Raw genomic sequence first — 14,401 nt, 5'->3', positions numbered from 1 at the left:
AATATTTTATCTTGAAGGAATAGATAGGTTAATCTTCATTTTTAATTCGAGCGACCTGTTTTTTGAACGTCCAAGTTTCACCACCGTCAACAGATTGAAACAGGCAAGAGAACATGACATTGATATCGATATCCTCAGTTTTAAGTAGATTAAATTTAGCTTCTAATGTATTGGCGCTGACTTCTGTAATTTCATTTGGCGATTGGAAAATATCCAAAGCATTTTCTGTATAGCCTTTTGGGATATTGATCAGAGCTTCATTGAAAGAACGACCATAGTTATTTGTGTAGTACAATTTTGTTCGAGTAGCGATAAAGCCAGTAGCTTGTGAAAGGTAGCTGGCATTTTGGATTGGCTGAGAAACTGTAGTTCCATCAAGTTTCGTCCAATTTTTTCCTTGATCAGCTGTGCTGTAAATAGAGATATTTTCGGCAGACATACCGCCATTGGTAGAAAAAATAGCTATGCCACTACCGTTTGCGAAGAATGTAGCTTTTCGATAGCGGAAATTATCTAAGTGATCATCAATACGATTTTTCTGCCAGCTATTCCCATTATCGGTAGATGTCAACAGGTAGGCCGCCACATTATCGGGTGAAAAGATAAACCATGAAAAATCAGATGAAATGTCGAATGATTTATCCATCCAATAACCTACAGGAATGGTGCCAGTTGTCAACGTGTAGTCCCCACCTCGTAGCCACTCTAACTGGAGCGGAACATAGTGCCAGTTTGTTCCAGAATCGGTCGTCATGAACAGCTCGTTTGATTCGGGATTTAGATACAGATCATTGACTTTTTCTGTTTGATGAGCTGGATTATCGCGTGTTTGCTCCGTTACTTCTGTATCTTTTGACATCTTCGTATCCAAAGTAGGTTGTGTCAATTGATCCTCTGTTGTTATCAGACTATTCGTGTCAGTAAAGATCGTAGTGTTAGTGAGATAATAATAAATACCCGCAAAGCATAAGAGCGCAATAAGACTCATAGAAAGTAAGCTTTTTTTCGTCAAACTCCAACCCTTTTTTGTTGGCTGTGATGAAAGCGTACCTTCTTCGCTCCATACAAAAATTTGAGATGCATAGGCACCAAAGAGTAGCGGTCTTTGCCCAATCATTATGCTTTGATCATCAAGAGAGGTCGTGAGAAGACGACAGGATGTTTTTTTAACAGGAACTTCTTTTCCTTGTGGTGAGACTAAATAATAATACTCAGCATCTTGGTATTTAGGAACGGCTAAAAGCATTTTAGGAGCTTGTTTTTCTAGCCAAGTAGTGAAATTAGTTGTGATCGAAAAGAGTTTTCCTGAATAAATAAAGGCGATCACCAAATAAATCAAGGTTAAAAGACAACCGATCCCTAATGCTAAATGGTAAAGAGTTTCCAATTTGTGCAAAGAAATCAAACTGTGAGCCATAGTTCTAGCTTGTTGATAGACAAGTGTTGAAATGCCGAAAAAGAAGAGTGATGAGAGTAGGAAAAGACCGCTTACAATCCGTAATACGTGTTTATATTCTTTTTGATATTGCTGGATAATCGCTTCTTTGACAGATAATAATTCAATAATAAGGAGTTCATAATTCATAGTTAGATACCTCTAAAGTTTATTATATGATTAGATAATGTTTAATCAATCAAGTATAATACGACACTTGTAATCTTACAACTCTATTTTTATATTTTAGGCCTCTGATTAGATAAAAATAAGGTTTTTTATGGTATTCTATTAAGCAAATAGTTGGCTTAGAAGAATGAAAAATAAAATGGTACAAGGAGGCAAATAATGATCAGAATAGAAAAAGTGAACATTAACAATCCAGACTTGTTAGCGCTAATAAAAGAATTAAATGATTTTTTTAATGAAGAGTGGGGAACAGAGGTAGCTCAAAGCTATCAAAATCATCATAATCTTGCTAACATGTCTTGTGCGGTTGTCGCTTACGATAAACAAGAGGCAATTGGATGTGGTTGCTGGAAGTTTTTGGATGAGCAAACGCCAGAAATAAAACGCATGTATGTCAAACCGACAAGTCGTGGCAATGGTGCTGCCAAAGAAATCATTCAAGCGTTAGAAAGCGATATGCGAGAAAAAGGGTATCAACAAGCTGTTCTAGAAACTGGTAAAGACATGCTAAGTGCGATAGGCTTTTATGAAAGAAATGGGTATCAGATCATTCCAAATTATGGCGAGTTTATTGGAGATGAATGGTGTATTTGTATGAAAAAACGATTTGAGCTCTAGCCATAATCATCGAATGAATCATTTTATATACGAGGAAAAAACGATATGTGTTGAAGAATTACCGTATCTTAAAGAATTATCAATAAAGACCTCTAGCATTTCCATTGATGATGTGGTGATGTGAACAAGATAACTATATTTTCCTGCGAGACGATGGCATTCAAGAACATCAGGCTGCTGGCTGCAAAATTCTCTAAATGCTTTGCAATTGCTTGTTTCAAATAAAATAAAAGCTTCGACAGTCTTCCCTAGTTTTTTATAATTGATCTTTGTAGTATATCCTTCAATGATTCCCTTTTCTTCCAGCTTAAGAATTCGTTCTTTCACTGCAGGGCTACTTAAGGAAATGTGCTGTGACAGCTCTGTTATAGAGATCCTAGCATTTTTTTCAAGTAGCTCTAAAATTTGATAATCAATGGAATCCATCGTTGCACCTCTTTCTATAGTGAGAACACTATTATTCCTAATTTATTAAAGTCAAATCAAAGAAATCCCTTTATTTTGATATGTTTTGTTCTTTGAATAAATCATATCATAGTTTAATAGAAGCAGAAAAGAGGGATTTTATGAAAAAAACGTTATTACTTTTAGCAGATGGTTTTGAGGCATATGAGGCAAGTGTTTTTACGGATGTTCTGGGTTGGAATCTTTTTGAAGGAGATGGGTCGACAGAATTGGTTTCAGTGGGACTTCATTCAACAGTAACGTGCACTTGGGGATTGACGTGCCTTCCTAACGCCCAATTATCTGAGATAGAATTAACAGAATTTGATGCATTAGCTATACCGGGCGGATTTGAAGAAGCAAATTTTTATATGGATGCTTATGATGAAACGTTTCTGGATGTTATCCGATATTTTGATCAACAGAAAAAACCGATTGCTGCAATTTGTGTTGCCGCATTATCGGTAGCCAAAAGTGGTGTTTTGAAAAATAGACAAGCAACAACGTATCGTTATCCAGATAATCCTAGACAAGATCAACTTGCAGCTATGGGAGTGTCTGTTTTAAGAGATAAAGCAATTGTTGTAGATAACAACATTATAACGTCTTCATCACCTGCAACTGCTTTAGAAGTTGCTTTTTGGTTACTAGAACAATTAACGAGTAAAGAGAACATGCTGAAAGTGAAAGCTAGAATGGGCTTTAAATCCGAATAAAGGGTTGAGTCAGAAGCAATCCCTTCTTATTTCTCGGGATGAAACACTTCTGACTCAACCTTTTTAAATAGGATCACGGACCTAACGAACTTAACAGCAGACTGTTTTTAAAGGGATAAAAAAACGCATCTATTGCTTTTAATCATAATAAATTTATAATATCTATGAGATGTTAAGTTAGCTTTAGGGGGAAAATGAATGGAAGAAAAAAAATTTAGTATAACGATACCTGAAAAGATAGTAGAAGAATTTGATTTAGAAAATGAAGATGAAGTGACACTAAGTATCAAAGATCAAAAAATAGTGATCGAACCAAAAAAGAAAGCGACTGGCAACCAAACGCTGTCACTAAGATGGTTTTTGATCCCAACGACTATAATCAGTCTAGTATTTTTAGGGTATTTATTTTATACTGACAAAAGTCAAATCGCACTGGTGGGTGCATACTCGATTGCGAATTTTGTCCTTTCATTTGGGGTATTAAGTGGTGTATTTAGTTTTTTGCTTTTTTTCATCAAAGGTAAAAGAAACCAAGTTACAACACAATCAAAGGATATTTATTGGCGGAATTTCCCAGCAATTTTACTTTCATTTATTGTAATTTTGGTTTTCGCCTTACTCGTTTTTTTCAAGACGATCGGTTTGGTTTTTATCGGCGCGACATTCGATCGGTATACAGCGACACTGTTATATTTCGTATTTGTAGGACTAGTCAACTACTTTATGATTTACTCAGCATTGTCGATTACACCAGCTAAACTCACAAATTTGTTGATTTTTGTGATCATTGGTGGTGTCCTACTAGCTATGATTACAAATAAAGATTATCAATGGTGGCAATTTAACTTTAGTTTTTTAGGGACGATCGAAGCTAAAGATAGTTGGCAATTTAATGTAACGTTGATGTTTTCCTCACTGTTGATGATCGCATTGATCGATGGATTATTCGTTGAACTGCAAAAAGCGATCCCACATAGTAGAAGGCTCACGATTTTACGAGTTCTTTTAACGTTAACGGCTCTGGATCTTGGTGCGGTGGGTTTGTTTCCTTATACCGAAACTGGACCCTTTCAAGGCGTTCATAATCAAGTGGCTGGCTATTTAGTTTATTTGATTGTCATTTTGATTGTGGGGATCAAGTGGTTATTACCAAATGTAACGAAAGAGTTCCTGTCGATTTCGTATATGATTGCGGCCACATTAGTTGTGGTTGTGGTGTTATTTCAATGGACAAGCTATCTTTCACTGACGGCATTTGAGTTATTATCGTTTATGTTGGCCTTTAGTTGGATCGTTTTACTGCTTCAAAATTTGCAGAAAATGGCGCAAAATATTAACAATACATTTCAGGTCAAGCTTAATGTTGATACTGAAAAACAAGTGTCAAACGAGTAAGAACCTCATTTGAGATAAGTAGAAGAGATAAGAGGAGTTAACGGAAGTTGCCAATTAGTTTATTTCCGAAACCTTCAAAGCTTAGTCCTTTAGTACTTTAGTACTTAGAAAATAAAGGAAGCAATGGGGATCGTCGAATCACTTTGTATTTCGTGATTTACACCGAAGTTAATGCAATCGAAATGAAGTGCAGTAGCGGCTTCTGATTTCACCATCTATTTGACTTTCGTTCCCGAGACAAAACTGATTTTTAGTTTTGTCTCGGGCTTTTCTGTCTTTGCGCAGGTTGCTCTCATCTATTTAGATAACGAGACATCAACTCCATATGATGCATGACAGCCGCTTTTCTCATCACACCCATTCCGGGGAATTTATCTTTAGAAACTGCTTCAAACAGCAATTCAAGCCCTAATGTCGGTGTTTCACCAAATAACTTGTCTCTCCACGTTTCAACTTCAGCCATCAGTTCAAAAAATTTATCTTTTTGAGTTATAGCTTCTTCACTTGAAAGGAAATGATGAATTCGCAATCGATCATGCTCAAAATAGACTAGATGTAAGCTCAAGATTTTTGAAGGATAGTTATGTTCATAGTAAATTCGGCTATCGATAGAGAAATCACTAAATCCCACAAAACCATTTTTACGAAAGGTCAAATGAGTATCTGAAAAAAATTCATCCGCACATTCTTGATAAAAACTTGATTTAGGCAATCTTGTAAAAACATCTTGTGAAAGAATCTTTTCGCCTTTAATTTTTTGTAGGAGACGAAATTCTTTTGGAATCAGAACTTTTGCTTGATTTGACTGCCAATCGCTCTGTAATGCCGGTGTTGAGTTACCGATCACCAACAATTGAGGTTTTTCGTTTAAGGTTTCGATCGGTTGTTCAACGATCATAGCTTTACGCAGAGACAATGACTGTAGATAAAAGAGACCATCCTCCGTTAAAAAATCTCCTGCTTGAGGATTTTGAATAAGATAAAAAGAATGATGTTCTTTTTGGAACAGATCAATGAACTTTTTTAATGCCTTTGAATTTTTAACTGGTTCGATGATTGGCAAAATCTGAGCAGACAGACGCTTCTGTTCTACTAATGCCGTCAAAGCGAATAAATCAAACTGCTTGCCGCGAAAATAGGGATAATACATTAGTTTTCCTCCAAAAGACGTTGTTCTAATTCAAGATAAGCTTCACGAGTTGCGTCCAATTCACTTTTTAAAGCTTCGACTGCTTGATCACAAATATCTTCAACGAAGCGATCATAAAAATTCACTCCACCGCCAAACAAATCATAATCGGGTTGTCTTTTCTTTAATTCTTTATAAATCTGATCAGTCGAAAAGACCCGTAAGCCTCGTGCTGTTTGCTTTGCTTTTCCGACTTCACGGGCTTGGGCTGTGATCAAACGAAAAAGTAATTCTTGTTCATTGACTAAAAGTGCTTGCTTTTGCGGCTTCTTCTCTATTGTGAAATAACCAGGTAGCATTTGTTCCTCTGTAGAAAGATACTGGTGATAAACCATAGCGCCTACGTGGCTAGGAATTTCTGCTTTTATTTTTTCAAAAAGAGCAACGGGCAATACAAAGTAATTATAGTGTCCGATAAAAGACAGCTTTGCTTTTGAACGGAAATCGGCCTTGCTTGCCTTTAATTCATAACAACGCCATTCAAATTGATTCTCAGCAGTTAAGCTGCAACTTAACGTATCAACAATGCCTTGTTCATCGGGCATGGTCACTTCCTCAACCACGATCGCTCCATTTTCCCGACAATAGTAATAAAGAACTTCTTCCATCTGGGTCGTTAATGATGTTTTCATCGTGAACTCCTTTTTTTCTTTTATTCTACTATAAAACGTATGTTCGTAAAAATAAAGTGTTTTTTTACTTTAGGAGGAATAAGCTATTAATTTATTAATACTTATGATTAAATTGGTCTTTGATTGAATTATTTACAAATTTTTTTTATATTTATAGAAATAATTTTTTCATCAATAGATTGATTTTCAATTAGGTGAATCTTGGGATAAAGACTGTAGCAGTCTTTATTTATTGGAAAAAGATTGATTTAGCTAGGAATAACAAGGCATATGTTTTTATTTTTTATTAAAATATAAAAAAATAATCATAATAAACAGAAAAAAAGGATATTATAGAATTATATGAGCCTATTAAAAAAGGAGTTTATCCATGAAAAAAAGAAAATTACATATATTTATGCTTGCAGTATTACTCACGCAAAGCCTTAGTTCAACTGTAAGTGCATTTGCAACAACTACTGATATAGACAAAAATTCTCAAAGTGAACAGTCAACAGATTCACAAGTACAACAAGATCCCCCAACAGATTTGCCAAGTAATGAGGAAAAAAACTCGATAGAAAATACAAAGACAAATGAAACCGATGAATCAGTAGAAAGTGAAACGTCAACTACTCTGCAGGACAATAATCAAGTAGATGGAACGGACCAGTCAACGAAAGATACAACAGGGATTTCCGAAACAAAGACTGCAAAGACGAATGCCGCGATTGAAGATGAGCTTTTAACTAGTATGACAATTACGAACATGGAAGGCGTCGAATATAGTCAAAGTAAGGTAAACAGACTTTTGAACACAACACCTGTTACCGCCAAGCTGAAGTTTGTGATCGAAGCTAAGGATTATGCACCAGGCTCGATTTATACAATGACCTTACCTGATCATTTAGGCTATTCAGATATCAGTGGCCAAGTAGCAAATGTCGGAGCAGATTGGTCTGTCGATGCCCAAAGTAAAACGCTGACGATCCTATTCAATCAACGTGTGACAGAGACGCAGTTTAATTTAGACTTAAAAAGCTATGTATATACAGATGTTGAACCTTTAGTGACGATCAATACACCGGGTCAAACAACAAATCAATACAATTTTGATCTGTATGAAGAGGTAGCTCCTATAAAATATGAAGAAACGACTAACAAGTACGGTATCCAAGGGAATATTTATTATAACTTGGATCGGGTATTATCAGGTAGTCAGATATTAGAAGTCGTGATGTCAGATACACCTGGATCAACGTTTACTAATATCTCAAAAGAGCAGATGAGTGTATTTTCATATGATGTAGATGTCAACGGGAATGTGATTGCAGATTCAAAACAAGCCTTAGAAAAAGACAAGGATTATACCATTGATGAAGACAATGCATACCGAGGAGCAGTCACGATTACACATATGGATCAACAAAAAGCCTACGCTTTATCTGTTGATCGCGCCTTAGCGTTGGAAAATGTTTCTACATATTCCTATAGTTTTTACAATCAATATCCTACGACGAAATTAGGCACAGTCAGTTTAAACCGTTCCTCCACACAATATGGCGGACTTGAATTTACTGCTAAAACAAGTAAAGATCAAAAATTGTTAAAAGAAAATAATTTAGGCTCATTGCAAAGTGTTAGTTTCCAATCAAAAGGAAATTATTATGTCTATATTTACAACCTTCCTACACAAACCAAAGTAGGAGAACAAATCATTTTGGAAAGTAAAAATGGGCAAAAAATCACTGACTATCAACTTTCAGCTACTGATACAGAGTACAAGGCAGTTTCGATCACTGATTTTTTGAGGTGAAAGAAGCAGAGAACAAATTAATTTTAACAGCAACAAAAGATAGTGTTTTAAGGATAAAAGCAGAGAAACTGGTCATTCCTTTTGATCAAAAAGACATTGATATTACGCTTAGTACTCCTGTTGTCAACGATGGGAAAGGAATAATGCTGGTGTCAGATCAATACCTTCAGCCAATATCCATCGTCAATCCTAACAATGTAGAAACGGCTTGGGGGAACTATGATCAAAACGGAGCCTATATGGGTGATACAACAATAGCGATCGAAGGAAGCGATAAAAATCCTGTAAAAAATGCAACGATCAAAATTGAACACCCAAACTATTTACAATTAAGAGCACCAAAGGGAGCTTATTCTTATTACAAACTAGATAGAGATTATACGATAACGGCGGTCGAAGGTGGTTCACTGCTCAAGTTTACAACGCCTGTCACGCACTCATTCAATCTGGATTTAGGGTTCAATTATATCCCAGATAGTCTTGAAAAAAGTAAGAGTATTCCTATTGATACCCTTGCTGTGACGCTAAGTGCGGATGACTATGAAGCAGTAGAAACGACAGTTAGAACAGGCAGAAAAATGTACTCAGAACGAACACTTCAAGCAAGTAAAAATCAATTTTTAGTAAATGCAAGAAATGATTCATTTGATAACTTGAGTATAACAACTAAAGTCCCTGCCGGTGTAGATGTGACTTTTGATATTTATGATGTTTCAAATGACCAAGTGGAATCAATTTATCCGCAGTATTGGGATCGGGGGCAATATTTTGATAACCCTTTAGCGCCTACTAGCGCGGCGTATCCAAAAATTACGTTTGATGAGGCGACGAATAGTTATAATTTCGATTTTGGTAAAACATCAAAGCGTTACATCATTGAATATAAATATGCCAATGGCTGGATCGATACTAAAACAATCAATGTAACCGGAAGTGCTGCTGAACCATTATATGGAAATCAAATCATGTCAGCGACTGTTTCTGTAAACAACGAAGGTGCAGAAATCTTATCTGCCAATCAAACCAGTCATGAGTCCTTGAAAAACGTAACAAAAAATGAAATCAAAACCAAGAATATTAATGACAGAACACGTAGTGTCAAAAATCCAACCTTCGATATTAAAACGAAAGGCAATACGAATGCTGGAATCGATTTAAATTCCATTATGATCGAAGGGGTCCCGCAAGATGCGTATAGAGTCGAGCAAACTGAGACAGGCGCTCAAATCATTTTTGAAGAGTATACGCTAACTGAAAATATCACAATTACGTATAACACAGTTTCCAAAAATGCTGGACAGATTTCCACTGAAACCATCATTCGCGCAGATAATCTCGAACAAATGACAGAAACTCGTAGAACAGTGACAACAACACCGCTTGTTTTAAGGTTCTCTGATGGAGATGCAGAAGGAATCGTATATTTGGCTCAAGCACAATTTCGCGCGTATAATGAAAAAGACCAAGCGATCTATATTCCAAATGTTTCATTTGAATTAGTCGATAATGTGACACACAACCAAACGGAGTTACTACAGATGAAAATGGTGAATACACCTTTGATGCGATCATGTCTGGTGAATACACATTAAGAGCAACCAATATCCCAGCAGGTTATACGATTGCTGATGAATACATCAACGGCAAAGCAATCAAATTAATGAAAGATACGAATTTATTCGAAATTCCTCTTAAAGAAACAATAGATCAAACGAGTGTCAGTGCACAAGATTCAACGATCTATGTAGGAACAAAATGGCAACCAGAAGATAATTTTATAAAAGCTACAGACAGCGAGGGGAATTTAGTTACATTTGATCAAATCACAGTTGAGGGAACCGTAGACACTGAAAAGGTTGGTAAATACGAAATCACTTACCGCAATCAAGCCAAAGAAGCGAAAGTCACTGTTTCTGTCGTTGACGATCAGAAAACGCTCGTTGTCAAAGATTCAACGATTTATGTAGGCGATTCATGGCAAGCAAAAGATAATTTTGTATCAGCGACAAATGATAACGGAGAAAAAATTCCGTTTGACGAGATAACTTTTTCAGGAACTGTTGATACAACAAAAGAAGGTACCCATGAAGTAACGTATCGTTTGATGGACAATCAAAAGTTGCTAAAATCACTGTCTTGTCAAACAAAACCACAGTTTATGGTAAGGACTCAACGATTTCTGTCGGTACAACGTGGAGTCCAGCAGATAATTTTGTATCAGCAACAGATAAAACAGGAAAAACTGTTGCTTTTGACCAAATCGCTGTAACAGGAACTGTTGATATAAGTAAAGTTGGCGATTATGAAGTCACGTATGAAAACCAAGGACAAAAAGATCAAGTGATCGTTCATGTCGTTGCGACACAAGAAACGCTTGCTGTCAGAGATTCGACGATTTATGTAGGAGATACTTGGAAAGCGGCAGATAACTTTGTATCAGCAACAGATGAAACAGGACAAAACATTTCGATCCAAACAGTTACAGTGGCAGGAACTGTCGATACAACAAAAGCAGGCATCTATGAAGTTGTATACGGAAATGGACGCCTAAAGGAAACCGCCAAGATTACAGTAAAAGCGGATCAATCGACGTTAGTCGTAAAAGACTCTACTATTTACGTGGGAGATGATTGGCAGAGTGCAGACAACTTTGTGTCAGCAACTGATCGCGATGGCAAAGCCATTTCTTTTGACGAAATAGAAGTAACAGGACACGTTGAGACAAAAGAAAAAGGTGAAAATCAAGTCTCTTACACCGTTCAAACAGCTCAAAAAGCTGACAAAAGTAATGCTAAAAAAGAGGCGAAAACTCAAAAGTCGATAACAGCGACCGCAAAAATCACAGTGCTCGAAAGAAATTCATCCAAACCAAATGAAACAGATAAGCATCAAACGCAGAGTTCTAAGCAAAACAAACAAAAACATCTACCTAAAGCTGGTGAAACAGGCAATCACTATGTTCGTCTGATTGGATGGCTCGCTATTTTGATCACAATCATCAGTGTGATCCGATTAAGAAAACGTAGAACAGATTAGCTGAACGATAAGAAGGATCGGGGCGGGGACAAAAACAGTGCGTAAACTGATTTTGGCCCATGCTCTATTCAATTCTATTAGAACCTTGGAGGCATAAGAATAGATGATAAACAAACCATTGATAATAGGGACCGCCTTATTGTTTTCATCAGCGCTTTTTTTTCATTTCGATACATGTTACGGAGAAGAAGCAACTGCTCCTGGAAAATATAAAATGACCTACGAAGTGGATGGGAAAGTAGAAACAGCTACAGTTGAAGTAAAAGAAAATCAGACAGAATTGTTACTAAAAGACATCACCATCAGGCAAAACGAAAATTGGTCTCCGCTAGACAACGTAGTTTCATTAAAGGATAAGGACGGCGAAAGGTTAGCATTGGAACAAGTAACAGTCAAACATAATGTGAACACCCAAGAACCAGGGATTTACTTTGTTAAGTTCTCATATGAAAATTATGATGCTACTGCTAAAGTATCTGTTGATCAATTTACCAGTTCTGACTATAAAAAAAGAGTAAAAGATCGCTATTCCCCAAATGGCTCTCAAACAAGAATCATGCTGAACGATGAACTGTTAAAAGATAAACCTCAACAAATATTAAACACAAACACTTCCGGAGGAGGGACTCAAATGGAGTCCACAAGTTTTGGAAATATGTTGGGTTTCCTATCAGGAACACTTCTGTATGGAACAAGGAGAGTATAAATGGATTTCTTGTTATTAGACGACCGCGCGAATTTAAAGCTAGCAATTATCCGAAAACTAGAACAACACTATTCATTTTCGGAGCGTAAAGATACTTTATGTGAGCAATTGGCTATCTCTCAATATCTTTTGGAACGAAGTATTTTGGAAATAAATGAAGATCTGAAAAGGTTTGACTTGAATGATGATATGGAATTGATCGAACAAAATAATGAAGTCATTTTATTTCAAGAGGCTCAAATATCATCAAGTATTATTGAGGAAAATTATTTAAAAGATTCTATGGAATTGACCTTATTACAAACCATTTTTTTTAACCAATTTGCTTCAATCAAAAAATATGGAGAAGAACATAGTATGAGTCGCACGGTCGTTTATAAAATTGTAGATAGAATTCGGCAAGAGCTTGCTCAATATGACATAAAGCTATCAAAAACCTTTCAATTAGTTGGCGATGAAATGAAGATCCGTCAGTATTTTACGATGCTTTACTACCGAATATATAAGGATTCAGACGAGTTATACAATCAATCGGATATCTTAGCGGTCAATGAAATTATTACTGCTATTAAACCTTATTGTGAAGAAGTAAACACCTTCTATTTGTTTAAGCATTATTTATTTGTCATGCTAGAACGAGTGAAGAAAAAACGGAAATGCTTTTTGTCTGGTAATTTTTATTCCGCTGAATTTGATAAAGAAAATGGAGTGTATCATACGATCGATCAATGGATCAAGCGGACAATCACTGGAACAAATCGAGAGATAGCGGTTGAAGTAAGAGGAATTCAGAGTCAGTTATCTGTTTACCAAAGCGAGCTGGGGCATTTTGAAGATGAGTGGATCGAAGCTTGTACGCAACAGTTAAAAAAACAAATTCTTATGTACCCACAACTGATGATGAAAAGTCAGAGGTTGGAGAGCGAATTGGATCGGCTGATTTATCAACATTACTATACAACACCTTTGATTGATCTGACGCTGCGAGTGATGGACTTAGAATTTTTTCATGAACGTTACCCAATCATTTTTGAGATTTGCCATACTTTTATTTATCAATTGAAAAAAGAAGAGTTTAAATTTAGTAAAAAATCACTTTTCTTCAATTTACTGCTCGTACTTTCAGAGCAATATGATCAAGAGAGTGAGAAAAGCACGATTAATATATATGTGAATTTTACGCAAGGTGAAAAGTATAATCGATTTATCCAAAAACAAATTCAAATTTTCGATTCTTTTAGTATAAATTTTCAACCAATCATTCGTCCGGATACAGATCTGATCGTCTCTGACTATCTTCCCCAAACTACTTTTTCAGCACGAACTCTGATCTGGTTGGCTCCACCTAGAGCCAGTGATTGGCGTAATTTTGGTAATGAGATCGTTCAAATCAATCGGAACTTGCAACTCAATAAAAAGCGAATAAAGCAATAGTTATTAAGAGGGATTGAGATATAATTTTTTGCCTACGGTCAATGCTAGTCAAAAGGTGAATAAATGAGGAGCAAAGACCAAGCTCTGATGACAAAGGAAAACCCGTACGATGCGTTTTAAGCATTGCACGGGTTTTCGTCTGTTTGATACCTGGCAAGCTAAAAGATTGCTGTAACTTGTCTTGTATTTTGTAGGTACTCAAATTTAAATGCGCTTTGTCGTAATTATATATGTAAAAGTGGAACTAAAAAATAATTCGATCAATCGCTTCAGATACAAGCATTGTGACAAATGCGTATATTTTACTGTTTTTTTTGAATTTTTTAGTTGTTTTTTCTTTAGTCATTGTAGACCTCCTTTAGGTGTAACTTAATAATAGAGGAATCAAACCAAAAGCGACATCGATAAAGTGTGTTTTTTTATTACAATTTTGAAATATGGAACGTTAGTTAGTTTGAAATATTTTGCGATCTAGTTGTTATTTTTAATATTTTACTGTTTGAAATAAGAGCTGAAGTAAAAATAAATAGCTACTGATAATCATTCTCAATTGGTTTCCCATGTGTTATACTGAACAAGATGGAAGTAGCGGTAATTTTGTTACGGTGTTATTTGGCTATTCAGAGCTGACCGAGCCTGTACCACTTTTAATGTTATCTAGCTATACAGGCTAAACTCTAGGAAAAAAGATAAAAGCTGTCTGTGACTAAAAGCGTCACAGTCATCTTTTCCTATTTTTCTACGAGTTAAGACGAGCCTGTACCGCTTTTAATGTTGTCTAGCTATACAGGCTAGCTCTTCGGAAAAAAGAT

At 36.0% G+C, this 14,401-nt stretch carries 13 protein-coding genes; 9 read left to right on the top strand and 4 right to left on the bottom strand.

Going from position 1 to position 14,401, the window contains the following annotated elements:
• Positions 1 to 28: 28 nt before the first annotated feature.
• A complete protein-coding gene (locus V192_RS0116735) occupies positions 29 to 1,585 on the bottom strand; it encodes a WD40/YVTN/BNR-like repeat-containing protein (protein ID WP_025873444.1) in 1,557 nt (518 codons plus the stop codon).
• Positions 1,586 to 1,783: 198 nt separating this feature from the next.
• Here V192_RS0116735 and V192_RS0116730 point away from each other — a divergent pair, with 198 nt between their 5' ends.
• On the top strand, positions 1,784 to 2,242 hold the full coding sequence (locus V192_RS0116730; RefSeq protein ID WP_239644719.1) for a GNAT family N-acetyltransferase: 459 nt from the start codon (positions 1,784 to 1,786) through the stop codon (positions 2,240 to 2,242).
• Between the two features lie 18 nt (positions 2,243 to 2,260).
• Here the strand turns inward: V192_RS0116730 and V192_RS0116725 are convergent, their stop codons facing one another.
• Complete coding sequence (locus V192_RS0116725) at positions 2,261 to 2,668, bottom strand: Lrp/AsnC family transcriptional regulator (RefSeq protein ID WP_025873442.1); 408 nt, start codon at positions 2,666 to 2,668, stop codon at positions 2,261 to 2,263.
• Positions 2,669 to 2,808: 140 nt separating this feature from the next.
• Here V192_RS0116725 and V192_RS0116720 point away from each other — a divergent pair, with 140 nt between their 5' ends.
• Complete coding sequence (locus tag V192_RS0116720) at positions 2,809 to 3,402, top strand: DJ-1/PfpI family protein (RefSeq protein WP_025873441.1); 594 nt, start codon at positions 2,809 to 2,811, stop codon at positions 3,400 to 3,402.
• A gap of 198 nt (positions 3,403 to 3,600) precedes the next feature.
• Positions 3,601 to 4,797 carry a DUF998 domain-containing protein gene (locus V192_RS0116715; protein ID WP_025873440.1) on the top strand — a complete coding sequence of 399 codons (1,197 nt, stop codon included), beginning with the start codon at positions 3,601 to 3,603 and terminating at the stop codon, positions 4,795 to 4,797.
• Positions 4,798 to 5,089: 292 nt separating this feature from the next.
• Here the strand turns inward: V192_RS0116715 and V192_RS0116710 are convergent, their stop codons facing one another.
• Together V192_RS0116710 and V192_RS0116705 are read right to left on the bottom strand one after the other, a co-directional pair.
• The gene (locus V192_RS0116710) at positions 5,090 to 5,947 is read right to left on the bottom strand and encodes a sce7725 family protein (RefSeq protein ID WP_025873439.1); all 858 of its coding nucleotides are present in this window, start codon (positions 5,945 to 5,947) and stop codon (positions 5,090 to 5,092) included.
• On the bottom strand, positions 5,947 to 6,618 hold the full coding sequence (locus tag V192_RS0116705; RefSeq protein ID WP_025873438.1) for a hypothetical protein: 672 nt from the start codon (positions 6,616 to 6,618) through the stop codon (positions 5,947 to 5,949). The genes V192_RS0116710 and V192_RS0116705 overlap by 1 nt, the downstream gene beginning before the upstream one ends.
• A gap of 370 nt (positions 6,619 to 6,988) precedes the next feature.
• On the opposite strand from V192_RS0116705, the gene V192_RS22940 reads away from it, so the two are divergent.
• The 6 genes from V192_RS22940 (at position 6,989) to V192_RS0116690 (ending at position 13,589) form a co-directional block, all read left to right on the top strand.
• On the top strand, positions 6,989 to 8,413 hold the full coding sequence (locus V192_RS22940) for a hypothetical protein (RefSeq protein WP_338030889.1): 1,425 nt from the start codon (positions 6,989 to 6,991) through the stop codon (positions 8,411 to 8,413).
• On the top strand, positions 8,410 to 10,005 hold the full coding sequence (locus tag V192_RS22935; protein WP_338030888.1) for a hypothetical protein: 1,596 nt from the start codon (positions 8,410 to 8,412) through the stop codon (positions 10,003 to 10,005). The genes V192_RS22940 and V192_RS22935 overlap by 4 nt, the downstream gene beginning before the upstream one ends.
• Positions 9,984 to 10,682, top strand: coding sequence for a bacterial Ig-like domain-containing protein (locus tag V192_RS22930; RefSeq protein ID WP_338030887.1), 699 nt, complete (start codon positions 9,984 to 9,986; stop codon positions 10,680 to 10,682). Before V192_RS22935 ends, V192_RS22930 begins: the two co-directional genes overlap by 22 nt.
• A complete protein-coding gene (locus V192_RS22925; RefSeq protein WP_338030890.1) occupies positions 10,589 to 11,449 on the top strand; it encodes a bacterial Ig-like domain-containing protein in 861 nt (286 codons plus the stop codon). The genes V192_RS22930 and V192_RS22925 overlap by 94 nt, the downstream gene beginning before the upstream one ends.
• Before the next feature lie 103 nt (positions 11,450 to 11,552).
• A complete protein-coding gene (locus tag V192_RS0116695) occupies positions 11,553 to 12,155 on the top strand; it encodes a bacterial Ig-like domain-containing protein (protein WP_051581976.1) in 603 nt (200 codons plus the stop codon).
• The gene (locus V192_RS0116690; RefSeq protein WP_025873436.1) at positions 12,156 to 13,589 is read left to right on the top strand and encodes a helix-turn-helix domain-containing protein; all 1,434 of its coding nucleotides are present in this window, start codon (positions 12,156 to 12,158) and stop codon (positions 13,587 to 13,589) included.
• The last annotated feature ends 812 nt before the right edge of the window (positions 13,590 to 14,401 follow it).

The organism is Enterococcus crotali (assembly GCF_000633635.1).
Lineage (GTDB): Bacteria > Bacillota > Bacilli > Lactobacillales > Enterococcaceae > Enterococcus_L > Enterococcus_L crotali.
The sequence above is the reverse complement of the archived record's forward strand: the minus strand, read 5'-3'. Positions and strand labels throughout refer to the sequence as shown.